At 66.7% G+C, this 20,074-nt stretch carries 23 protein-coding genes; 12 read left to right on the top strand and 11 right to left on the bottom strand.

What is annotated here, in order from left to right; translation table 11 throughout:
* Positions 1 to 50 precede the first annotated feature (50 nt).
* The gene (locus tag NL2_RS17320) at positions 51 to 1,067 is read left to right on the top strand and encodes an RcnB family protein (protein WP_068077072.1); all 1,017 of its coding nucleotides are present in this window, start codon (positions 51 to 53) and stop codon (positions 1,065 to 1,067) included.
* Positions 1,068 to 1,193: 126 nt separating this feature from the next.
* Here the strand turns inward: NL2_RS17320 and NL2_RS17315 are convergent, their stop codons facing one another.
* A complete protein-coding gene (locus NL2_RS17315; protein WP_068077071.1) occupies positions 1,194 to 1,757 on the bottom strand; it encodes a cytochrome b in 564 nt (187 codons plus the stop codon).
* Positions 1,758 to 1,818: 61 nt separating this feature from the next.
* A complete protein-coding gene (locus NL2_RS17310) occupies positions 1,819 to 2,217 on the bottom strand; it encodes a winged helix DNA-binding protein (protein ID WP_245647740.1) in 399 nt (132 codons plus the stop codon).
* 321 nt (positions 2,218 to 2,538) lie between these two features.
* Between NL2_RS17310 and NL2_RS17305 the strand changes: the two genes are divergently transcribed.
* Positions 2,539 to 3,219, top strand: coding sequence for a prolyl hydroxylase family protein (locus NL2_RS17305; protein ID WP_068077069.1), 681 nt, complete (start codon positions 2,539 to 2,541; stop codon positions 3,217 to 3,219).
* Between the two features lie 13 nt (positions 3,220 to 3,232).
* Positions 3,233 to 5,089 (top strand): DUF885 domain-containing protein, encoded by a 1,857-nt coding sequence (locus NL2_RS17300; RefSeq protein ID WP_068077067.1) that lies wholly within the window; start codon positions 3,233 to 3,235, stop codon positions 5,087 to 5,089.
* A 121-nt stretch (positions 5,090 to 5,210) separates the two neighbouring features.
* Here the strand turns inward: NL2_RS17300 and NL2_RS17295 are convergent, their stop codons facing one another.
* Positions 5,211 to 5,750: a DUF1003 domain-containing protein gene (locus NL2_RS17295; RefSeq protein WP_068077065.1), complete on the bottom strand. Its 540-nt coding sequence runs from the start codon at positions 5,748 to 5,750 to the stop codon at positions 5,211 to 5,213.
* The gene (locus NL2_RS17290) at positions 5,750 to 7,378 is read right to left on the bottom strand and encodes a lysine--tRNA ligase (protein WP_068077063.1); all 1,629 of its coding nucleotides are present in this window, start codon (positions 7,376 to 7,378) and stop codon (positions 5,750 to 5,752) included. The genes NL2_RS17295 and NL2_RS17290 overlap by 1 nt, the downstream gene beginning before the upstream one ends.
* A gap of 121 nt (positions 7,379 to 7,499) precedes the next feature.
* Here NL2_RS17290 and NL2_RS17285 point away from each other — a divergent pair, with 121 nt between their 5' ends.
* From NL2_RS17285 to NL2_RS17260, 6 genes are all read left to right on the top strand, one after another.
* Positions 7,500 to 8,060, top strand: a complete 561-nt coding sequence (locus NL2_RS17285; RefSeq protein ID WP_068077062.1) for a sigma-70 family RNA polymerase sigma factor — start codon at positions 7,500 to 7,502, stop codon at positions 8,058 to 8,060.
* Positions 8,057 to 8,761 carry an anti-sigma factor gene (locus NL2_RS17280; RefSeq protein WP_068077061.1) on the top strand — a complete coding sequence of 235 codons (705 nt, stop codon included), beginning with the start codon at positions 8,057 to 8,059 and terminating at the stop codon, positions 8,759 to 8,761. The genes NL2_RS17285 and NL2_RS17280 overlap by 4 nt, the downstream gene beginning before the upstream one ends.
* A 91-nt stretch (positions 8,762 to 8,852) precedes the next feature.
* Positions 8,853 to 9,401 (top strand): fasciclin domain-containing protein, encoded by a 549-nt coding sequence (locus NL2_RS17275; protein ID WP_068077060.1) that lies wholly within the window; start codon positions 8,853 to 8,855, stop codon positions 9,399 to 9,401.
* 388 nt (positions 9,402 to 9,789) lie between these two features.
* Positions 9,790 to 12,540: an ATP-dependent DNA helicase gene (locus tag NL2_RS17270; RefSeq protein WP_068077059.1), complete on the top strand. Its 2,751-nt coding sequence runs from the start codon at positions 9,790 to 9,792 to the stop codon at positions 12,538 to 12,540.
* Between the two features lie 13 nt (positions 12,541 to 12,553).
* Positions 12,554 to 13,099: a SixA phosphatase family protein gene (locus tag NL2_RS17265; RefSeq protein ID WP_068077058.1), complete on the top strand. Its 546-nt coding sequence runs from the start codon at positions 12,554 to 12,556 to the stop codon at positions 13,097 to 13,099.
* Positions 13,100 to 13,266: 167 nt separating this feature from the next.
* The gene (locus NL2_RS17260; protein ID WP_068077057.1) at positions 13,267 to 13,938 is read left to right on the top strand and encodes a hypothetical protein; all 672 of its coding nucleotides are present in this window, start codon (positions 13,267 to 13,269) and stop codon (positions 13,936 to 13,938) included.
* 18 nt (positions 13,939 to 13,956) lie between these two features.
* Here the strand turns inward: NL2_RS17260 and NL2_RS17255 are convergent, their stop codons facing one another.
* The 5 genes from NL2_RS17255 to rpmF all read right to left on the bottom strand — a co-directional run bounded on the left by NL2_RS17255 (position 13,957) and on the right by rpmF (position 17,086).
* Positions 13,957 to 14,388, bottom strand: coding sequence for a MerR family transcriptional regulator (locus NL2_RS17255; RefSeq protein ID WP_068077056.1), 432 nt, complete (start codon positions 14,386 to 14,388; stop codon positions 13,957 to 13,959).
* Positions 14,388 to 14,684 (bottom strand): integration host factor subunit alpha, encoded by a 297-nt coding sequence (locus NL2_RS17250; RefSeq protein WP_068077054.1) that lies wholly within the window; start codon positions 14,682 to 14,684, stop codon positions 14,388 to 14,390. The genes NL2_RS17255 and NL2_RS17250 overlap by 1 nt, the downstream gene beginning before the upstream one ends.
* A gap of 126 nt (positions 14,685 to 14,810) precedes the next feature.
* Positions 14,811 to 15,788: a beta-ketoacyl-ACP synthase III gene (locus NL2_RS17245; protein WP_068077052.1), complete on the bottom strand. Its 978-nt coding sequence runs from the start codon at positions 15,786 to 15,788 to the stop codon at positions 14,811 to 14,813.
* Positions 15,785 to 16,879, bottom strand: a complete 1,095-nt coding sequence (gene plsX / locus NL2_RS17240) for a phosphate acyltransferase PlsX (RefSeq protein ID WP_068077050.1) — start codon at positions 16,877 to 16,879, stop codon at positions 15,785 to 15,787. The genes NL2_RS17245 and plsX overlap by 4 nt, the downstream gene beginning before the upstream one ends.
* Positions 16,880 to 16,906: 27 nt before the next feature.
* Positions 16,907 to 17,086 carry a 50S ribosomal protein L32 gene (gene rpmF / locus NL2_RS17235; protein WP_068077048.1) on the bottom strand — a complete coding sequence of 60 codons (180 nt, stop codon included), beginning with the start codon at positions 17,084 to 17,086 and terminating at the stop codon, positions 16,907 to 16,909.
* Between the two features lie 229 nt (positions 17,087 to 17,315).
* On the opposite strand from rpmF, the gene NL2_RS17230 reads away from it, so the two are divergent.
* A complete protein-coding gene (locus NL2_RS17230; protein ID WP_068077046.1) occupies positions 17,316 to 17,702 on the top strand; it encodes an MAPEG family protein in 387 nt (128 codons plus the stop codon).
* 48 nt (positions 17,703 to 17,750) lie between these two features.
* Here the strand turns inward: NL2_RS17230 and NL2_RS17225 are convergent, their stop codons facing one another.
* Both NL2_RS17225 and NL2_RS17220 read right to left on the bottom strand, forming a co-directional pair.
* Positions 17,751 to 18,434, bottom strand: coding sequence for an MBL fold metallo-hydrolase (locus NL2_RS17225; protein ID WP_439646908.1), 684 nt, complete (start codon positions 18,432 to 18,434; stop codon positions 17,751 to 17,753).
* 201 nt (positions 18,435 to 18,635) lie between these two features.
* Entirely contained in the window at positions 18,636 to 19,304 is a 669-nt protein-coding gene (locus NL2_RS17220; protein ID WP_068077135.1) for a S24 family peptidase, read from the bottom strand.
* 156 nt (positions 19,305 to 19,460) lie between these two features.
* On the opposite strand from NL2_RS17220, the gene NL2_RS17215 reads away from it, so the two are divergent.
* Positions 19,461 to 19,649 carry a hypothetical protein gene (locus NL2_RS17215; RefSeq protein WP_068077044.1) on the top strand — a complete coding sequence of 63 codons (189 nt, stop codon included), beginning with the start codon at positions 19,461 to 19,463 and terminating at the stop codon, positions 19,647 to 19,649.
* Positions 19,639 to 20,073 (top strand): hypothetical protein, encoded by a 435-nt coding sequence (locus NL2_RS21675; RefSeq protein WP_245647739.1) that lies wholly within the window; start codon positions 19,639 to 19,641, stop codon positions 20,071 to 20,073. The genes NL2_RS17215 and NL2_RS21675 overlap by 11 nt, the downstream gene beginning before the upstream one ends.
* Position 20,074: the final 1 nt, after the last annotated feature.

The following is a 20,074-nucleotide window of genomic DNA, read 5'->3' as shown; positions in this document are numbered from 1 at the left end:
CCGTGTCCAACAGATCGCCATATGGGCGAACGCATGGATGGAGGCTCGGCATGGCCGGCAAATCTACTCTGAAATCGACCGCGCTGAGCGCGTTGGCGGCCGTGATCGCGGTTGCCGCTTTTCCCGCCGTGGCGAGCGCCGATCCGGGCAACGGTGACGGACGCTGGGGCGGTCGTGGGGCCCAGCAGAACGGCGGCGAGCGCGGCGAGCGCGGCGAACGTCCTCAGGCGCAGCCCCAGCAGCAGGTACAGGTCCAGCAACAGGCTCCGGTCCAGCAGCAGCAGCCGACGCGCAACTGGCAGGGTGGCGGAAACTGGCAGGGTCGTGGCGATGCCGCTCAGGCCCAGGTGCAAGCTCAGGCGCAGGCTCAGGCGCGGCAGGGTGGCAACTGGCAGGGTCGCGGTCCGCAGCAGGGTGGCAACTGGCAGGGGCGTGGTCCGCAGCAGGGCCAGGTCAACCCTCAGGCCCAAGGCAATCCGCAAATCCAGGGTGGCTGGCGTGGCCGGTCGAGCACCGTCGACAACACCCCGCAGGTCAATCGCGAAGCGCAGCAGCAGCAATGGCGCGGCCGCAACCAGACGTACGCCGATCCGGCGCGCAACCAGGGCTGGCGCGGCGGCAACGACCGGGCGCGCGACGATCATCGCGATGGGCGTCAGGACGGCAACCGCACCGGCTGGACCGGCAACCGTGGGAGCTGGAGCGGCAACGGCGGCAACTGGAGTGGCGATCGCTCGCGCTATCAGGGCGGCAACCGCGCGTGGAACAACGACTGGCGCCGCGACAACCGCTACAACTGGTCGGGCTATCGCGCCAGCCACCGCGATGTCTATCGCCTTGGCCGGTATTCCTCGCCCTATCGCGGCTACAACTACAGCCGGCTGGGCATCGGGATCTACCTCGACTCCGGGTTTTATGCGCAGGACTACTGGATCGACAATCCGTACGACTACCGCCTGCCCGACGTCTATGGTCCCTATCGCTGGGTCCGCTATTACGACGATGCGCTGCTGGTCGATATCTACACCGGCGAAGTGGTCGATGTGATTTACGACATATTCTGGTAACCATATCCGGTGTACAACCGGATCAACGGAACAGCAGGGCGCGCATTCCCTGCTTCCCTGGAGCCCCCGCCCCGCAACGGGCGGGGGTTTTCGTTTGGGCTGGGGTGCTCAACCGAGCGCCGCCCCTCACCTCCGGCGCGGGATCATCCGCCAGATTTCGCCGTCCTTGTCGAGGAACTGGTGCTTCAATGCTCCGGCGACATGCAGCGCGGCCAGCACCAGCAGAACATCGGCCAGCAGGCCATGAACGTTCATCGCCACTTCGCCGCCCTGCTTGTCCTGCGCAAACGGCAGGCCGGGGAAATCGAACAGCCCGAAGATCGAGACCGGATGCCCGCCGCTGTACAGCGAATGCAGCGCCCAACCGGCAAACGGCAGCCCGATCATCAGCACATAGAACAGCGAGTGGACCGTAGTTGCGAGCAGCGTTTCCCAGCGCGCACGGCCGGGGATCGGTTCGGGCGGACGGTTCATCAGCCGCCACGCGATGCGCCCCAGCGTCAGCAGCAGCACGAGGATGCCGATGGCCTTGTGGTTGGCGACCAGCTTGTCGCCCGCCGCCTTCGACACGCTGTCCACGGTCCAGACCAGGCCGAAGTTGACCGCGATCAGCAGGGCGATCAGCCAGTGGAAGACGATCGCGCCGGTGGAATACCGGGTCGACGGGTTGCGCGTTGCGACGTTTATCATGGCTGCAACCTGCCCGCTGGCGATCGGATGGGCAAGTGTATTGGAAGCAAGCGGGCGGGCGTCAGTGCGCCCCGCCAACGGATGCGCCGAAGGGAACGGCGCCGCGTGCGGCGGCCGGGCCGGGCGTGAACGGCCCGATCGCGACCAGCGCCTGACGCATCTTGTCGATGCCGGCTTCGGTCAGCCGCACATGGCGGCGGCGACCGTCGCCTTCGTCGGCGGTGCGATAGAGCAGGCCTTCCCGTTCCAGCCGTGCGATCCAGCGCAGCAGCGTGGTGGACGGCACATTGGCATCCACGCACACGCTCGACACCTGAATATCGGATTTTTCCATGGCGGCGATGAACAAGTCGAGCAGGATGTCCCAACCCGGTTCGCCGAACAGCGAATCCTGTGCGAGCGCCCGGTCGCGGCGACGCCGGAATTGATAGAGTGCGCGTGCGCGAACTGCCAGGTCCACTCCATCCTCGCTATCATGTGCCAAAGTCTTGCGTCCCAATCATCATGTAACCAGCCAGCTTTGCCATCGCCCCCAATACGGCAGCGATCACAAGCCAATCTCATCTGCGTGAATTACTTAGGTTGTGTCGCGCCGGTCCCCGCATGCTGAATTGTGCGCCAGAAAAATCATATGTTTACTGGTTTGCTTGTGACGGTCTTCACTGTATTTTCCGCTAATTGCAACAATGTCAGTCCATTCCGGACTAAACGTGACACGATTTTACATGTCGGCGGCGGCCCCCTTGTGGACCGCCCGTCGATGCGCCATGACCGGCGGGCAATGTTCTCAAGACGCAAGAAGGTCGTGGATCCGGTCAACACCGCCGAACTGGCACGGGTGGGCCATGCGGTGCAGGCGCGGCTCGGGGCCGATCCCTCGGCCTATCGCCTGCCGGTCGACGGACTGGATATTTACGCGATCGGCCAGTTCTTCACCCCGGCGGAGCGCGAGCGGCTGATTGTCACGGTGGATGAAGTGGCGCGCCCGTCCCCGACATATTACGGCGGCAGCGGCGACAGCGGGCGCACCAGCTTTACCGGCGACGTCGATCCGTGGGATCCGTTCATCCTGATGCTGGAGCGGCGGATCGACGACCTGCTGGGCATCGATCCCGATTTCGGCGAGACGATCCAGGGCCAGCGCTATACTCCCGGCCAGCAGTTCCAGGAGCATTACGATCACTTCAACATCAAGCACAAATACTGGCAGGACGAACAGAAACGCGGCGGCCAGCGCAGCTGGACCGCGATGGCCTATCTCAACGATGTCGAGGAAGGCGGATCGACCGATTTTCCGCGCGTGAATCTCAGCGTTCCGCCGCAGGCCGGCGCCTTGCTGGTGTGGAACAACATGACGCCAGAAGGCCTGCCCAACGACAAGGCGCTGCACGCCGGGCGGCCAGTGGTGCGCGGGGTCAAGTACGTGCTGACCAAGTGGTATCGCGCGCGCAAGTGGCACTGACCCGGTGACACTCATGGGGCGAACCGCAACCGGATGGCGCCCGGCGCTGCTGGCGCTGGTGCTGGCCGGGTGTACCGCTGCCGCGCCACCGGGAACGGCAGGACGCCCGCCAGCGGAATGGGGCCAGGCGGCCCAGCCCCGGACGGCACTGGCCGATGCCGCGCTCGATCGCCTGTTCGCCGACGATGCACGCACGCAGCAGCAGCTCGATCCGATCGGCGGGCTCGAACGCGGGGAGGATGTGCCGGCCAGCCAGTTCGCCATGGTGTTCTCGCCCGAACTCGACCGGCGCGAGCGCACGGCCAACGCGGCGGTGCTGGCGCGGCTCGGCCGGATCGACCGCGCCGCGCTCGATCCCGGGCACCGCATTTCGTACGACGTGTTCGCCGAGGAAAAGCACAACGACCAGGACGATCTGCGGCCGGAAAACCTGGCGCTGACTGCCGTCCGCCCGTTCAACCATTTCGGCGGGCTGCATGTCGAATATCCCAGCATCGCCGCCGGCCAGGGCGCAGTGCCGCTGAACACCGTGGCGCAGTTCGAAAGCAACCTGGCGCGCGACCGCGTGTTCGCGCGGGTGATCGACCAGGCGATAGCCCGGTTCCGCGAAGGCATGGCCAGCGGCGTGGTGGAATCGCAGCTGACCGTGCGCAACATGATCGCGCAGATCGATGGGCTGACCGCGCAGCCGCTGGCGCAATCGCCATTCTATTCACCCGTCTCGCAGTTTCCCGCGCGCTTCGACCAGCCGACGCGCAAGCGGCTGTCGGACGAGTACCGCGCGACGATCGAGGACGGCATCCTGCCCGCCTACCACCGCCTGCGCACGTTTCTGGCGGACGAATACCTGCCCGCCGCGCGGCCGCAGGTCGGGCTTTCGGCGATGAAGGGCGGCGACCGGCTGTACCGCCTGTTGATCCGCCGCCACACCACGCTCGATCTTCAGCCCGATGCGGTGCACCGGCTGGGGCTGGACGAAGTGGCGCGAATCCAGCGGGACATGGACGCGGTCAAGCTGCAGATGGGCTACACCGGGCCGCTGCGCGCGTTCTTCGATCACATCCGAACCGATCCGCAATATCACCCGGACACGGCAGATCAGCTGGCCGACGGCTTTCGCGGGGTGGGGCAAAAAGTGGATGCGGCGGCCCCGCGCTTGTTCCTGCATCTGCCGCGCACACCGTTGCTAATCGAGGCCTATCCCGATTACCGCTCAAAGTTCGAGGCGGGTGGCAGCTACAACCAGGGATCGCCCGACGGGAAGCGCCCGGGGATATTCTTCTTCAACACGTATGATCTCAAAAGCCGGTTCCTCACCGGGATCACCACGCTGTATCTCCACGAAGGCGCGCCAGGGCACCATTTCCAGATCAGCCTTGCGCAGGAAAACACCAGCCTGCCCGACTTCCAACGGTTTGGCGGCAACACCGCCTATGTCGAAGGCTGGGCGCTGTATGCCGAGACGCTGGGTTACGAGATGGGGTTCTACAAGGACCCATGGCAGCACTGGGGCACGCTGGACGACGAGATGCTGCGCGCGATGCGGCTGGTGGTCGATACCGGGCTCCACACCAAGGGTTGGACCCGCGATCAGGCGATCGACTACATGCTCGCCAATTCGGGCATGGGCCGCAGCGACGCGACCGCCGAAGTCGAACGCTACATCGCCAACCCGGGGCAGGCGCTGGCCTACAAGATCGGCGCGCTGACCATCCAGCGCCTGCGTCACAAGGCCGAAACCGCGCTGGGCCCGCGTTTCGACATCCGCGAGTTCCATGACCAGGTGCTGGGATCGGGCGCGCTGCCGCTGCCCGTGCTCGAAGCCAAGATCGACGGCTGGATCGCGGCGCAGGACAGCAGCGAGAGATAGGCAGGTCGCGGGCAACGGTGCGTCCCCGCGCAGGCGGGGACCTCAGGCAGTTGCGCGCCAACGCACGAGGCCCCCGCCTTCGCGGGGGAGCAAAACGGCCCCAGCCGCGATCCCATCTGCACTAATCGGCGTCGTTCACCCCCGGCCCGCCCGAAGCCTCGCGCTTGGCCTGGCCGATGATCGCCAGCACTTTGTCGAACTTGCGGTGCAGCCGGATGATTTCCAGCTGGGTGCGCAAGTTGACCTCGTAATCGTGCCGCGCGGTGATGCGGTCCTTTTTGGACAGCCGGTTCTGGCTCATCATGATCACCGGCGCCTGCAGCGCAGCGATGGTCGACAGCACCAGGTTGAGCAGGATGTAGGGATAAGGATCCCACGGCTTGATCCAGCCGGCGGCTTCGCTGCCGTTGAGCGCCATCCACACCACCAGCACCACGGTGAAGAAAATGATGAAACCCCAGCTGCCGCCCACCGCCGCAACGCGATCCGCCAAATGATCGGCGGGTGAGGACGTGGCCGCCGCCGCCTCATCGGAATCCATCCCGATGACGTTGCCCGAAGCGATGCGTTCGAGCACCCGCTGCTCTTCGGGATCGAGATCGCAGAACGGCCGTCCCAGCAGTTCCTCTGCCAGCGCTTCGGGATCGGCCTCGGGCTTCATCAGGTTCCTTTCAGCGCCTCCGCGATCAGGGCGCGCGTGTTGGCGACACCGTAGAGCGCGATGAAACTGCCCATGCGCGGACCCTGACTGGAACCCAGCAGCGTCTCGTACAGCGCCTTGAACCAGTCGCGCAGCGATTCGATCCCGAACGCCTCGTCCTTGCCGATGGCATAGACCGCATCCTGCAGTTCGCTCGCCGTGGCGCCCTCGCCCAGCCGGGCCAGTTCGGCGTCGAGCGCGGCCAGCGCTGCGGCCTCGTTCGCGGCGGGCTGGCGCCGCACCAGCGTGGGCGCAACCAGATCGCGGTTGGTCGCCAGCGCCTTGCCCACCAGCGCGTCGAGCGCGGGGTGCGCGGCGGGATCGGCATTCTCGACGTAGTTGCCAAGGTACGACCACACCTGTTCGCGTGTTGCGCCCGCGCCCAGCACACCGACCAGATTGAGCAGCAGCCCGAACGTGACCGGCAGCGTTTCGCCCGCCCCGGCCCGCGTGGGATCGGTGGTGCCCAGCAGGTGCCACACCGGGTTGCCCAGCTGCTGCTCGACGGGTTGGGAGGCCAATTTCTCGCGGAACTGCCAGTATTCATCGACCGCGCGCGGGATCACGCCGGGGTGCAGCGACTTGGCGCTTTTGGGTTCACGGTAGATGTAGAAGCCCAGCGATTCGTCGCTGCCGTATTCAAGCCACTGGTCGATGGTGAGGCCGTTGCCCTTGGACTTGGAGATCTTCTCGCCGTTCTCGTCGAGGAACAGCTCGTAGATCAGCCCCTCGGGCTTGCGCCCGCCCAGCACGGCGGCGATCTTGCCCGATTGCACGCCGCTGTCGGTCAGGTCCTTGCCGTACATCTCGTAATCGACGCCAAGGTCGACCCAGCGCATCGCCCAGTCGACCTTCCACTGCAGCTTGGCCTGCCCGCCCAGGATGCAGTGCTCGATCAGCTTGCCCTCATCCTCGAAGCGCACCAGCCCGGCGTCGGCATCGACCACCGTGACCGGCACCTGCAGCACCACGCCGCTGATCGGGCTGACCGGCAGCACCGACGAATATGTCGCGGCGCGTTCGGCGCGCAGCGTGGGCAGCATAACCGCCTGGATCGCGTCGTAGTGGCGCAGCACATTGCGCAACGCATCGTCGAATGCGCCCGAATTGTACCGATCGCTCGACGATACGAATTCGTAGTCGAACCCGAAGCGGTCGAGGAATTCGCGCAGCCGCGCGTTGTTGTGCGCGGCAAAGCTTTCGAACTGGCCGAACGGATCGGGAATGCGGCTCAATGGCTTGCCGAGGTTGGCCTGCAGCAGTTCGGCGTTGGGCACGTTGTCGGGCACCTTGCGCAACCCGTCCATGTCGTCGCTGAACGCCACCAGCCGCGTCGGCGCATGGGTGCCCTCGCCCGTGAGGGTCAGCGCCTCATAGGCGCGGCGGACCAGCGTGGTGCGCAGCACTTCCTGGAACGTGCCGATGTGCGGCAGGCCCGACGGCCCGTAGCCGGTCTCGAACACCACGGGCACGACATTGCCATCGGCACCGGTCTTGCCCTGCGGATAGCGTTTCAGCAGCTTGCGGGCTTCTTCGAAGGGCCATGCCTTGGAAGTCCGGGCGGCGGTCAGGATCGCGGTGTCGGTCATGCCGGGGCCTTTGCGGCTTTGCGGCGGTTCTGCAAGTGCGAAGGTGGCCAAGGTTGGCGGTGGCGTGACGCCGGGCGAGCCCCATTGTCGCCCGCAAAGACCGGTGATAGCACTGCCAGCCATGCCATCCGATCCCAAGGACACGGAGCGATCCCTCCTCACCGCCGCCCTCCAGCGCGTTTCCACGGGCGACCGGGCGGCGTTCCGCGAGGTGTACCGGCGCACCGCCGCGAAACTTCTGGGCGTCTGCCTGCGTATCTCCAGCGATCGCGAGGAGGCGGAGGACGTGTTGCAGGAGGTTTACGTCACGGTCTGGCAGAAAGCCGCGCAGTTCGATCCCGCGCGGTCCAGCCCGATCACGTGGCTGGCGACGATGGCGCGCAACCGCGCGATCGACCGGCTGCGCGCCGGCGGGCGCCGCATCCTCACCCCAATCGAGGGCGTGGCCGAACCCGCCGATGACAGCATCGGCGCGCTCGACCGGTTGATCGAGGCCGAAGGCGAGCACGACATGGCCGCCTGTATCGAGGAACTGGGGCCGGGCGATGCTGTGCTGGTGCGCACAGCCTTTTTCGAACAAGCCACCTATGGCGAACTGGCAACGCGCGCCGGCATGCCTCTTGGCACGATCAAGAGCAGAATCAGGCGCGCGCTTATAAAACTTCGGGCCTGCCTTTCATGAACCAAGAGGACGATATCCTTGCCGCCGAATATGCGCTGGGCCTGCTCGACGGGGCAGAGCGTGAGGCGGCGCGTCGGCGCGTGGCGGCCGACACCGCACTGGCCACGCAAGTCGACTGGTGGCGCGATCATTTCGAGCCGCTGGCCGCCGCCGACCGCGTGGAGCCGAGCGATGCGCTGTGGGCGCGGATCGAGGCGATGCTGCCGGGTAACGACAACGCCGCCGCCAGCGCCCAACGCTGGCGTGCTGCCGCGCTGGCCGCAACGCTGGTGGCCGCGCTGCTGGGCGCGGTGATCGCGCTGCGCCCGGTGCCAACCAGCGGGCCGAGTGCGGTATCCCCCGCCCCGGCCCCCGCTCCTGTCGCCCCTGCACCCACGCTGCTCGCCAGCCTTTCGGGCGACAGAGGCCTCGCCGCGACCATTGCCTACGACCGCACCTCGGCGAAGCTGACCATCGTTCCGGGCAAGCTCGACACCAGCCAGCACGACGCCGAACTGTGGATCATCCCGGAAGGCGGCACCGCGCGATCGCTCGGCACGATCGATCCGGCGCACCCGTCCGTCACGCAGGCCCGCGCCGATGCCCGAGCGCTGATCGCGCAAGGCGCCACGTTCGCGATCACGCTGGAGCCGCGCGGCGGATCGCCCACCGGCAAGGCGACCGGGCCGATCGTGGGCAGCGGAAAAATATCCGGCGCCTGACCGTGCGCGCGTGCATCCGCCGCGCGCTTCGCCTCGTACCTCCTGCGACGACCGGACAACCGGACCGTCACCCAACAGGAGAATTTTTCCAATGCGCAAACTCCACACGCTTGCGGCCATCGCCGCGCTGGCCGTCACCCCGCTGGCCGGCCTGGCCCTGGCCAACCCGATGGTCGGCGGCGCGGCAATGTTCACCACCAAGAACATCGTCGAGAATGCGGTCAATTCCAAGGATCACACCACGCTGGTCGCCGCGGTCAAGGCCGCCGGACTGGTCGATACGCTGGCCAGCCCCGGGCCGTTCACGGTGTTCGCGCCGACCAACGCCGCGTTCGCAAAGCTGCCCGCCGGCACCGTCGACACGCTGCTCAAGCCCGAGAACAAGGGCACGCTGACGTCGGTGCTGACCTACCACGTCGTCGCCGGCCGCATGACCAGCGCCGACATCATGGCCGCGATCAAGGCCGGGCACGGCAGCGCCACGCTGACCACCGTGCAGGGCGAGCCGCTGACCGCGACGATGCGCGGCAAGCACCTGATCCTGACCGACGCCAAGGGTGGTCGCTCGATGGTGACCATCGCCAACGTGATGCAATCGAACGGCGTGATCCACGTCGTCGATACGGTGCTGATGCCGTGATCGGATCACCACGGATCTGATCCACCGCCCGGGGTTCTCCCTCTTTCCCCGGGACGGCCTTGGTACCGGGGCGCCCGTAGCCGACTTCCCTGCGGCTGCGGGCGCCGCCGTGTTTGCGGCATGAGACTTTCAACCAACCCCGCCCATAAACCCCACCTCCGCTCATCCCGAGCCCTTCGCCATGCTCAGGATAACTTAGGCCGTGTCGGCCGAAGTCGAGGGGTCTCGCGCAAGATTGACTTGTGGTGCGGCGTGTCTCGACTTTGCTCGACACGAACGGGGATGGGATCGATGAATCGAAGGGCAAAAGGCCGTGGGGCCCGTAAAATCATGATCCCGCGCGCAAAGCCCCTTCCCACGCGTTCCGATTTCGTTCTATCGACCGGCGATGCCCGCGCATCTCCCGCCAGCACTCCCCCTCCCCGCGATCCACGCCAGCCACGGCGGATGCTGGCTGCGCAGCGGCGAGGGTGCCACGCGCGGGCTGGCCAAGGGCGAGGCGATCATGGCGGCGGCCGACACGCCGCTGCTGATGCTCAACGCCCCACTCGTCGCCAACCGGCTGGGCTATCCCGATCTGTCGGGGCTCGACCTGCTCGAGCTGTTCGCGTTCGTCCATCCCGCGCAGTTCATGGTGCCCACGCCCAAGGGGCTGGCGCACGCGCTGGACTTGTCCGAACCCGCCGCCGACGATGCCGTGCCCGCGCTGCTGCAGGTGGCGGCAGAGGCACTGCTTGCCACTTGCGAGAGCGACAGCTGGGCCGCGCGTGAAGGCGCCTGGACTTCGCTGCAATCGCTTATCCGCATGCGCTGGCAGTGGGCGACGCTGCTCACCCCGCGCATCCGTCGCCCCGAACGCGCCGAGAAGTGGTTGTTCACCCGCCTGCCCGAATGGGAGGAAGGGTCCGAACGCCCCCAGCCGGCGCAAGTCTTGCTCGATCCCGCCGAGGTCGAGGCGCGGCTGGCGCTGCTGACCGGGCGCGGGGCGGAGGAACGCCCCGGCCAGCGCGCCTATGCCCGCGAAGCCGCGCACGCCTTCGCCCCGCGCCGCGCGTTGCGCCAGCCGCACGTGCTGCTGGCGCAAGCGGGGACCGGCGTGGGCAAGACGCTGGGCTATCTTGCGCCGGCGTCGCTGTGGGCGGAAAAGTCGGGCGGCACGGTGTGGGTATCGACTTACACCAAGGCGCTGCAGCGCCAGCTGCGCCGCGAAAGCCGCCGCGCGTTTCCGGCAGAGCGCAACGGCAAGCCGCCGGTGGTGGTGCGCAAGGGCCGCGAGAACTACTTGTGCCTGCTCAACCTGGAAGACGCGCTGCAGGGCGGCTTTGCCGGGCGGCCCGCGATCATGGCGCAGCTGATCGCGCGCTGGGCCGCCTACAGCCAGGACGGCGACATGATCGGCGGCGACCTGCCCGGCTGGCTGGGCACGCTGTTCCGCAAGCGCGGGCTGGCGGCGCTGACCGACCAGCGCGGCGAATGCGTCTATGCCGGGTGCCCGCACTACCGCAAATGCTTCATCGAACGCGCCGCGCGCGCCAGCGCCGACGCCGAACTGGTGATCGCCAACCACGCGCTGGTGATGGTCAACGCCGCGCGGGGCCGCGACATTGCGCAGCGCCCCACGCGGATCGTGTTCGACGAAGGCCACCACGTGTTCGAGGCCGCCGATTCGACCTTTGCCGCCGCGCTGACCGGGGCCGAGGCGATCGAGCTGCGCCGCTGGGTGATCGGCCCCGAAGGCAAGTCGCGCGGGCGACGGCGCGGGCTGGCGGCGCGGCTGGCCGATGTCGCCAGCTATGACGAGGACGGCGCCAAGGCGGTCACCCGCGCGCGCGACGCTGCCGAGGCGTTGCCGTCCGAAGGCTGGCTGGCGCGGCTGCAGGAAGGCGCGCCGTCGGGCCCGATCGAGGAGCTGCTCGCCGCCACGCGCGCGTTGGTCCATGCGCGTGATGAAAGCGGTGGGCAAGACGCAGGCTACGGGCTGGAAACCGAGGCGGCGCAGCTCGAAGGCGGCTATGTCGAGATTGCCGGCGCCGCGCAGGAAGCGCTCGAGGCACTGCGCCAGCCGCTCGTCCGGCTGGGATTGCGGCTGGAAGCAATCGTCGAGGAAGGGCCCGACTGGCTCGATGGCCCAGCCCGCGCACGGATCGAGGGCGCGCGCGGCGCGATCGGCTGGCGCTGCGACCTGCTCGCCGGGTGGATCGCGCTGCTGGGGCGGCTGGGTGGCCCCGCCGACCCCGATTTCGTCGACTGGCTGGCGCTCGACCGGTCGGACGGGCGCGAATGGGACGTCGGGCTGCACCGCCATTATCTCGATCCGATGAAGCCGTTCGCCGAAGTGGTACTCGCGCCCGCGCACGGCGCGATGATGACCAGCGCCACGCTGGTCGAGCGCGGGCCCGAAGGCGAACCGCGCGACGAACAGTGGCACGGCGCGATCGCGCGATCGGGTGCCAACCATCTCGACATCGCGCCCCGGCTGATGGTCGCCGAAAGCCCGTTCGATTACGCGAGCCAGGCCGAAGTGCTGATCGTGACCGACGTGCCCAAAGGCGACATCCCCAGCCTCGCCGCCGCCTATGGCCGGCTGATCGAGGCGTCGGGCGGCGGCGCGCTGGGGCTGTTCACCGCGATCCGCCGCCTGCGCGCGGTCTATGGCCGCATCGCCGACCGGCTTGCCCGCACCGGGTTGCCGCTGTATGCCCAGCACGTCGATCCGATCGACACCGGCACGCTGGTCGACATCTTCCGCGACGATCCGCGCGCCTCGCTGCTGGGCACCGATGCCTTGCGTGACGGGGTCGATGTACCCGGATCGTCGCTGCGGCTGGTGGTGATGGAGCAGGTGCCGTGGCCCAAGCCTTCGATCCTGCACCGCGCGCGGCGCCTGGCCGGCGGTGGCTCGGCCTACGACGACCGGATCATCCGCGCGCGGCTGGCGCAGGCGTTCGGGCGGCTGATCCGCACCGGCAGCGATCGCGGGCATTTCGTGGTGCTGTCGGCCGCATTTCCGTCACGCCTGCTCACCGCGTTCCCGCCGGGCACGCCGGTGCGCCGCGTCACGCTGGATGCGGCTTTACAAACGGTCGCGGGCAGTGTTTCTGAAAGCCCTGCGACCGTTACGCCCGAGGGAACCCCGTGAAAAGCTTTGCGCCATGAAGACGCTGGCCCTGTTCCGCCACGCCAAGTCCGAATGGGCCGATCCGCGCGCGCGCGATTTCGATCGTCCGCTCAACCAGCGCGGGGCAACCGGCGCGCAAGTGATGGGCGCGTACATCAAGGGCAGCGGGCGCGCGTTCGATCGCATGCTGGCCAGCCCGGCGGTGCGCGTGGCCGAAACCATCGAACAGGCGAGCAAGGCCTGGGGCCACAGCTTTCCGGTGGAATGGGACCGGCGGATCTACCTCGCCAGCTCGGCCACGCTGATCGACCTGCTGCGCGACCTGGAGGGCGATCCCGCCAGCGTGCTGATGGTCGGCCACAACCCGGGCCTGGAAGACGTGATCTTCGATCTGGTGCCCGATGACGGCTCCAGCCCGTTGCGCGACATGGTCGAGGAGAAATTCCCCACCGCCGCCTTCGCCGTCCTCGAACTCGACATCGCCAGCTGGGACCAGATCGAGGAAGGCAGCGCCCGGCTGGTCGAACTCACCCGCCCGCGCGATCTCGACGCGGCGCTGGGGCCGGAGGTTGCGGATTGAGCGTGTCAATTCAACGCTTGATCCCGGACAAGATCACCTGATCGTTGGTAGATGTGCGGCATTGGCTGCTTGAAATCGAAGTTGAACGGGCCGGATCAAAATCATCGTCAGTGACGCTGATCGTGCCAATATTCACGATTTGAGCATCTATGCTATGATCCAACCCCATGCTGTCGAATCGGTTTGGGGAGGTCATCGTGCGCTGCTGGACTGCGATTTCGTTGCCGATCGTGCTGGGTTGCCTGGCGACGCCCCTGCTGGCCGACGATCCTGCACCGCCACCGGCCAAGAAAGGCTTCTTCGGTCAACTCGGTGCGGCGGTGAAGCAAGGTGTGAACGACGGCGTCAACAATGGCGTACAGTCGGCCGGAAGCGTTCGAATACTGGGCTACACCGTCACTTACAGCAAGCTGCAGCGCAGCAACCAACGCGCCTTTTGCCTTGCCAATGCCGACACCGGCAAGCTCATCACAGTGTCGCCGATGTTCGGTTCGCCCTATCGCAGGGCCGATGGCACGACTGGCTTTGCGGAAATGGCGGTCCCGGTCGATCGTAGCCACAGCCAGATCGAAGTGAATCTCCAGGGTGTTCTCCCCGGGTTCACCTGTGCCGATCTGATCGCCCATAACCAGTTGCTCGCCTATTCCACGAACGGCCTGATTGGAACGGGAACGGTGGCAGGACCGGGGATGTTGCCGGTTGCCCCAGCCGCCGGCCAAGTACCCGAAGAGCGATCGTTGATCCGCAAGGCGGCCTATGAAAAATGCAAGCCGTTGCTGGCCACCGACAATGCACGGATGGATGCGTTCAAAGCCTGCTTCAACAACGCTCTCAAATAGACACGGCGCCGCAAGCCCCTACGCCCGTAACGCCTCGGCCAGACGATCGCGCAGCGCGCGCAGTTGGTCGGTGATTGGCGCATCGGGTCCGGCGGAACGCGCCACCGGCGGCTCATCCACCACAGGCTTCTGCAAGCCCTGCAGCGCCGCCCTACCCGCGCCTTCCAGCGCCTGCCGCGCGCCACGGATGGTGAAGCCTTCGCGGTAGAGCAGGCGGTTGATCTCACCCAGCAAGGCGATGTCTTCGGTGCGGTAATAGCGCCGCCCGCCGGCGCGGGTCAGCGGGCGCAGCATCGGGAACTGTTCTTCCCAATAGCGCAGGACGTGCTGGCGCACGCCCAGGGCCCTGGCCACTTCCCCGATCGTGCGCAGCGCGCCCGGCTCCTTACCGTCATCAAAGACAGGGCCATCGTGGAAGCCCGGAAAATCAAGCGTGGGCTGCTGGCTCATCATTCGTCGCAGATGCGATCCTTGAGCATCTGGCTGGCGCGGAAGGTCAGGACGCGACGCGGGGTGATCGGAACTTCGACCCCGGTCTTCGGATTGCGGCCGACCCGCTCCGCCTTGTCGCGCAACAGGAACGTGCCGAAGCCCGAAACCTTGACATTTTCGCCTTCGGACAAGGCCTGACACATGTGGCGCAAGATCGCTTCGACCATGCCCAGCGAATCGGCGCGCGAAAGGCCAACCTTGCGGTTTATGCTTTCAGCCAAATCGGCGCGCGTAAGAGTACCGACAGAACGCATCCCCTTCGTTCTCCCATCCATGGGTGCGACCCCGTTCCCTGCATAACGCAGTATAACCAAAAGGCAAATCAATGCCTTGGGTTACAACGGAATAGTGGTGCAGAATTTGCGCCGAAGCGGGCCCAATCAGACGCGGACCAGGCTGGCGCCCCAGGTAAATCCGCCGCCCATCGCCTCGAACATCACCAGATCGCCGGGCTTGATCCGCCCGTCGCGCACGGCGGTGTCGAACGCCAGCGGCACCGATGCGGCCGAGGTGTTGGCGTGATCGTGGACCGTGACCACGACCTTTTCGGGCGGCAGGCCCAGCTTGCGCGCGGTGGCGTCAAGGATGCGGGCGTTGGCCTGGTGCGGCACCACCCAATCGATGTCGGCGGAGGTTTTCCCTGCTGCCTCAAGTACTTCTGTCAAGACTTCGGCGAGGTTGACCACGGCGTGGCGGAACACCTCGCGGCCCTTCATGCGCAACTTGCCGACCGTGCCGGTGGTCGACGGGCCGCCATCGACATAAAGCAACTGGTTGTGCCGGCCATCGGCGTGGAGCCGCGTGGCGATGATTCCCGGCGCCAGCGGATCGGCCAGATCGACATCGACGGCTTCGAGCACGATCGCGCCCGCGCCATCGCCGAACAATACGCAGGTGCCGCGATCTTCCCAGTCGAGAATACGGCTGAACGTTTCGGCGCCGATCACCACGGCGCACTTCGCCATGCCGGTTTTCAGCATCGAATCGGCCACGCCCATCGCGTAAAGAAAGCCCGAGCACACCGCCGCGACATCGAACGCCATGCCGCCGTGGCAGCCCAGCGCGTGCTGCACTTGCGTGGCGGTGGCGGGAAACGTCTGGTCGGGGGTGGCGGTGGCCAGAACGATCAGGTCAACCCGCGATGCGTCGATCCCGGCGGCCTCGAGCGCGGCGCGCGCTGCAGCGATGGCCAGCGTGGAGGTCGTCTCGTCAGGATCGGCGAGGTAGCGGTTGCGGATCCCGGTGCGTTCGGTGATCCATTCGTCGGTCGTGTCCACGCGTTGCGCCAGTTCGGCATTCGATACGGCATGGCGCGGCAGGGCCGAGCCGCTGCCACGGACGACCGAACGGATAGTCACGCTATTTCTCCTTCAGCCGGCGCGCTTTTTTCGGGCGGCGAGCCGGGGCGGCCGGACTTGCGGATGACATCGGCACCGACTTTGTGCAGGTCGGCCGCGATCCGCTCGGTCAGATTTTCTTCGAGCAGCCGCGCGGTGACCGCGACCGCGTTGGCCACGCCGAGCGCAGTGGCGCTGCCGTGGCTTTTGACCACAATGCCGTTGAGCCCGAGGAACACCGCGCCGTTGTGGTTGTTGGGATCGAGGTGGTGCTTGAGCAGTTCGGTCGCCGGCCGCGAGATCAGGAAGCCGACTTTGGAACGGATCGAGCTGGAAAAGCTGCGCTTGAGCAAGTCGCCGACAAAGCGCGCGGTGCCTTCCAGCGCCTTCAACGCGATGTTGCCCGAAAATCCGTCGGTCACCACCACATCGACATCGCCGCGCGACAGCTTGTCCGCCTCGGTGAACCCGTCGAACGACATCGCCAGCGCGGTGTCGGCCTCTTTCAGCTGCATCGCGGCATCGCGCAGTTCGCCGGTGCCCTTGATTTCCTCGGTGCCGATGTTGAGCAGGCGCACGCGCGGACTGGCGAGCCCGGTGACGATGCGCGAATAGGCCGCGCCCATGATCGCGAACTGCACCAGGTTGCGCGCATCGCATTCGGTGTTTGCGCCCAGATCGAGCATGACCAGGTCGTTTTCGCCTAGCGTGGGCAGCAGTGCGGCGAGCGCGGGGCGATCGATGCCTGGCATCGTGCGCAACGCCAGCTTGGCGATGGCCATCATCGCGCCGGTGTTGCCTGCGCTGACCGCAGCGCCGGCATCGCCGGTCTTCACCGCGTTGATCGCCATGCCCATCGAGGTGGTCTTGGACCGGCGCAGCGCCTGGCTGGGCTTGTCCTCGCCGGTGATGACATCGGGAGCGTGGAGGATTTCGGACGAGGCGCGCAGGTTCGGGTGGCTTTCCAGCGCCTGCTTGATGCGCGCTTCATCGCCCACCAGCAGGAACTTGAAGCGATCGTGACGACGGCGGGCCAGCGCCGCGCCTTCGATCATCACGCGCACGCCCTCGTCGCCGCCCATCGCGTCAACAGCGATACGCGGCAGGGTCATTGTCCGTCCATCCCCCCCAGAACGGGCTTAGAGCCCGACGGCGATGATTTCGCGACCGTTGTAGTGGCCACACGAAGGGCACAGGTTGTGCGGGCGCTTCAGTTCGCCACAGTTGGTGCATTCATGGAATGCCTCAACCTTCAGCGCATCGTGGCTGCGGCGCATGCCCCGACGTGAGGGCGAAGTCTTTCTTTTGGGGACGGCCATTGCGGCACCTGTTCCTGAATCTGCAAGTTTCTATGTCAACGTGCGCGATAGGCGGATTGGCCCACCGGCACAACCCATGCGAAAGCCGCTCTGCCTAAAGAGCGGCCGTACGGGATGCAGGAGGCATATCGACCATCGCGGGCGAAGGCGCGCCTATACGGATTTTTGGGTGCTTTGCAAGCGCGGGACGGCTAGCACGCGCATTCCAACAGGAGGGGACACGCAAAACATGATCCTATCGATCACACTGGCCGCCGCCGCTGCGGCCGCCATCATCAATATCTGGCTGTCGATGCGCATCGGCGCGCTGCGCACCAAGTTCAAGATCAGCGTCGGCGACGGCGGCAACGAAGCGCTGGTCCGCCGGATGCGCGCGCAGCTCAACTTCGTCGAGAACGTACCGCTGGTGCTGGTGGTGATCGCCGCCATCGAACTGGCGCGCGGCGAAAACATCTACCTGATGGTGATCGCCGCGATCTTCATCTTTGGCCGCGTGGCGCATGGCCTGGGCATGGACGGCGGCGCGCTGGGCGCGGGCCGGATGATCGGGACGCTGACCACGATGGTCAGCCAGCTGGCGCTGGCCATCTGGGCGGTGTGGATCATCCTGCACTGAGCGTATGGTCGGCGCGGGCATTCCCCGCGCCGGCCAACATCATCGCCTCTAACTCAGCGCATAGTCGCTGACGTAGGCATTGGTCTTGCGCTCGCGACCGAACGTGCTGGTCGGCCCGTGGCCGGGCACGAACGTGATATCCTCGCCCAGCGGCCACAGCTTCTGCGTGATCGAATCGATCAGGTCCTGATGGTTGCCCAGCGGAAAGTCGGTGCGCCCGATCGATCCCTGGAACAGCACGTCGCCGACGATGGCAAAGCGCGACGGCGCATGGACGAACACCACGTGGCCGGGCGTGTGGCCGGGACAGTGGATCACATCGAGCACGAGGTCGCCGATCGTGACCGTCTCGCCATCGTGCAGCCAGCGGTCGGGTTCGAACACTTCGCCCGGAATGCCGTAGCCCTTGCCATCCTCGCCCAGCTTGGCGATCCAGAAGCGGTCTGCTTCCTCGGGCCCTTCGATCGGCACGCCCAGTTCGCGCGCCAGCTTGGCGGTGCCGCCGCAGTGATCGATGTGGCCGTGCGTCACCAGCAGCTTTTCCACCGTAACTCCGGCGCGCTCCGCCGCCAGCTTCAGCCGGTCGAGATCGCCACCGGCATCGATGAACGCACCCTTCATGGTGTGCGTGCACCACACCAGCGTGCAGTTCTGCTGGAACGGCGTGACCGGAATGATCGCGACTTTCATCGGGGGGGCGGATGGCGTTGCGGTGGTCGCGGTTTCGGTCATGGCCCCGATGTGGCGTCACATGGCTTGCGAATCAACCTTTGCCTGTCCGCCGGTTTTATCCAGCGCGCGATCACGGCCCCGCACCCCGCTCGTCCCGAGCCAAGTCGAGGGATGCCGCACAAAATTTGCCTCATGCGCAACGTGTCGCGACTACGCTCGACATGAGCGGAGACGGAATGCTGTAGTCAATTCCTTCGAAATCTACAGCCGCCCGCCTTTCCACACCACGCGGCCGATCACCTCGACATCGCCCGCCGCACGCTCGCTGCGGCCGTAGGCAGGGTTGTCGCTGATGATGTGTACGTGGCCCGCCCCGCCGACCTCAAGCCGCTTGACCAGCAGCACGTCGTCGAGCCGCACGACGTGGATGCCGGCGCGCAAGGGGCGCGGGGTGCGATCGACCAGGATCTCGTCACCATCGCGCAAGGTCGGCTCCATCGAATCGCCCTCGACCGCGATCACCGACAGCATCGCCGGTTCAAGCCCCTGCCCTTTGAGCCAGCGCGCCGAAAACCGCAGCTGGCCGCTCGGCACTTCCTCGCCCGCCAGACTGCCGGGGCCCGCCGACGCGCCCAGCGGCAGGCGGGGAATGTCCGACCAATCGGCCAGAGCGCGACGCGGCCCGAGCGACCGCGCCGGCAACGTTGCCGACGCCAACGCCCCGGGCCCGCCCAGCGCCGCCTCGTCCACCGCGAAGAACCGCGCGAGTACGCCGCGATCGGTCTCCTCCAGTTTGCGCGGGCTGCCCTTGCGCACGAACTGCTGCAGGTAGCTCGCGTTGCGGCCAAGCATGGCAGACAGCGCGGCAAGGCTCACCCCGCGCGCGGCGGCAAGGTCGAGCAGGCGCGAACGAGCATCGTCATCGGGCATGGCGGTCATCCAGCATGGCGGGCCTCGGTGAGTATCGGTGTCATGGGTGCCACCATATTCGAAGGATTTTTCCTAGACAAGTAGGATTTCACACGAGACAAAAGATTATTCCTACGGGCGATTCCACATGCCGGTAGACGTCGACGGGGGCCCACCATGCTGCTGCGCAAGATCGAGCGCTTTCTCGACCGTACCGGAATGCCGGCGACCAAGTTCGGGCGGCTGGTGGCGCACGATCCGCGGCTGGTGCTCGACATGCGCAACGGCCGCGAACTGCGCCGCGCCTTGACCCATCGCGTAGAACATTTCATGAACATTTATAGCGAGACCCAGCATGCTGCATGATCCCCACGCCTTCGCCGCTTCCGACACCGCGCTGGCGCCCACCCTTGCCGACGCCGACACCGACACCGAAGCAGATCCCGTCGATGGCGGCTGTCCGCCACCGCCCCGTGCCCGCCGCGGTGCGGGCGAGCGGCTGGTCGATGCCTTGCGCGCCGTCGCGCCGTCGGCGGTGCTGGTCGCACGCGAGGAAACGCCGTGGGCCAGCATCACCTTCAGCGGATCGCGGCACCGCTTCACACTGGCGTTTACCGGACCTGACGCCATCGCCGAGGGCGAGGCGCTGATCGCCACGCTGCCCGACCACGAATTCACCGTGCCGGGTCGCCTGGTTGCCGACGCGACGATCGTGGCCGCCAGCCACGCACAGCTGCCCACGCCATCGCTGGAGGTCGTGGCGGAAATCCTGCTGCTCGACGACAACTAGG

Origin of the sequence: Novosphingobium lentum NBRC 107847 (assembly GCF_001590965.1) — a bacterium.
Classification (GTDB): Bacteria; Pseudomonadota; Alphaproteobacteria; order Sphingomonadales; family Sphingomonadaceae; genus Novosphingobium; species Novosphingobium lentum.
Note: the sequence above shows the minus strand (reverse complement) of the source record. Positions and strands in the feature narration are given on the sequence as shown.

Bases quoted from the DNA above. Each gene is read 5' to 3' on its own strand.
- NL2_RS17320 (WP_068077072.1), top strand. From the start codon at position 51: ATGGCCGGCAAATCTACTCTGAAATCGACCGCGCTGAGCGCGTTGGCG.
- NL2_RS17220 (WP_068077135.1), bottom strand. From the start codon at position 19,304: ATGCCCGATGACGATGCTCGTTCGCGCCTGCTCGACCTTGCCGCCGCG.
- NL2_RS17275 (WP_068077060.1), top strand. From the start codon at position 8,853: ATGCGCAAACTCCACACGCTTGCGGCCATCGCCGCGCTGGCCGTCACC.
- NL2_RS17300 (WP_068077067.1), top strand. From the start codon at position 3,233: ATGGGGCGAACCGCAACCGGATGGCGCCCGGCGCTGCTGGCGCTGGTG.
- NL2_RS17255 (WP_068077056.1), bottom strand. From the start codon at position 14,388: ATGAGCCAGCAGCCCACGCTTGATTTTCCGGGCTTCCACGATGGCCCT.
- NL2_RS17215 (WP_068077044.1), top strand. From the start codon at position 19,461: ATGCTGCTGCGCAAGATCGAGCGCTTTCTCGACCGTACCGGAATGCCG.
- NL2_RS17265 (WP_068077058.1), top strand. From the start codon at position 12,554: ATGAAGACGCTGGCCCTGTTCCGCCACGCCAAGTCCGAATGGGCCGAT.
- NL2_RS17305 (WP_068077069.1), top strand. From the start codon at position 2,539: ATGTTCTCAAGACGCAAGAAGGTCGTGGATCCGGTCAACACCGCCGAA.
- NL2_RS17260 (WP_068077057.1), top strand. From the start codon at position 13,267: ATGCTGTCGAATCGGTTTGGGGAGGTCATCGTGCGCTGCTGGACTGCG.
- plsX (WP_068077050.1), bottom strand. From the start codon at position 16,879: ATGACCCTGCCGCGTATCGCTGTTGACGCGATGGGCGGCGACGAGGGC.
- NL2_RS17270 (WP_068077059.1), top strand. From the start codon at position 9,790: ATGCCCGCGCATCTCCCGCCAGCACTCCCCCTCCCCGCGATCCACGCC.
- NL2_RS17315 (WP_068077071.1), bottom strand. From the start codon at position 1,757: ATGATAAACGTCGCAACGCGCAACCCGTCGACCCGGTATTCCACCGGC.
- NL2_RS17250 (WP_068077054.1), bottom strand. From the start codon at position 14,684: ATGCGTTCTGTCGGTACTCTTACGCGCGCCGATTTGGCTGAAAGCATA.
- NL2_RS17295 (WP_068077065.1), bottom strand. From the start codon at position 5,750: ATGAAGCCCGAGGCCGATCCCGAAGCGCTGGCAGAGGAACTGCTGGGA.
- NL2_RS17290 (WP_068077063.1), bottom strand. From the start codon at position 7,378: ATGACCGACACCGCGATCCTGACCGCCGCCCGGACTTCCAAGGCATGG.
- rpmF (WP_068077048.1), bottom strand. From the start codon at position 17,086: ATGGCCGTCCCCAAAAGAAAGACTTCGCCCTCACGTCGGGGCATGCGC.
- NL2_RS17230 (WP_068077046.1), top strand. From the start codon at position 17,316: ATGATCCTATCGATCACACTGGCCGCCGCCGCTGCGGCCGCCATCATC.
- NL2_RS17280 (WP_068077061.1), top strand. From the start codon at position 8,057: ATGAACCAAGAGGACGATATCCTTGCCGCCGAATATGCGCTGGGCCTG.
- NL2_RS21675 (WP_245647739.1), top strand. From the start codon at position 19,639: ATGCTGCATGATCCCCACGCCTTCGCCGCTTCCGACACCGCGCTGGCG.
- NL2_RS17225 (WP_439646908.1), bottom strand. From the start codon at position 18,434: ATGACCGAAACCGCGACCACCGCAACGCCATCCGCCCCCCCGATGAAA.
- NL2_RS17285 (WP_068077062.1), top strand. From the start codon at position 7,500: ATGCCATCCGATCCCAAGGACACGGAGCGATCCCTCCTCACCGCCGCC.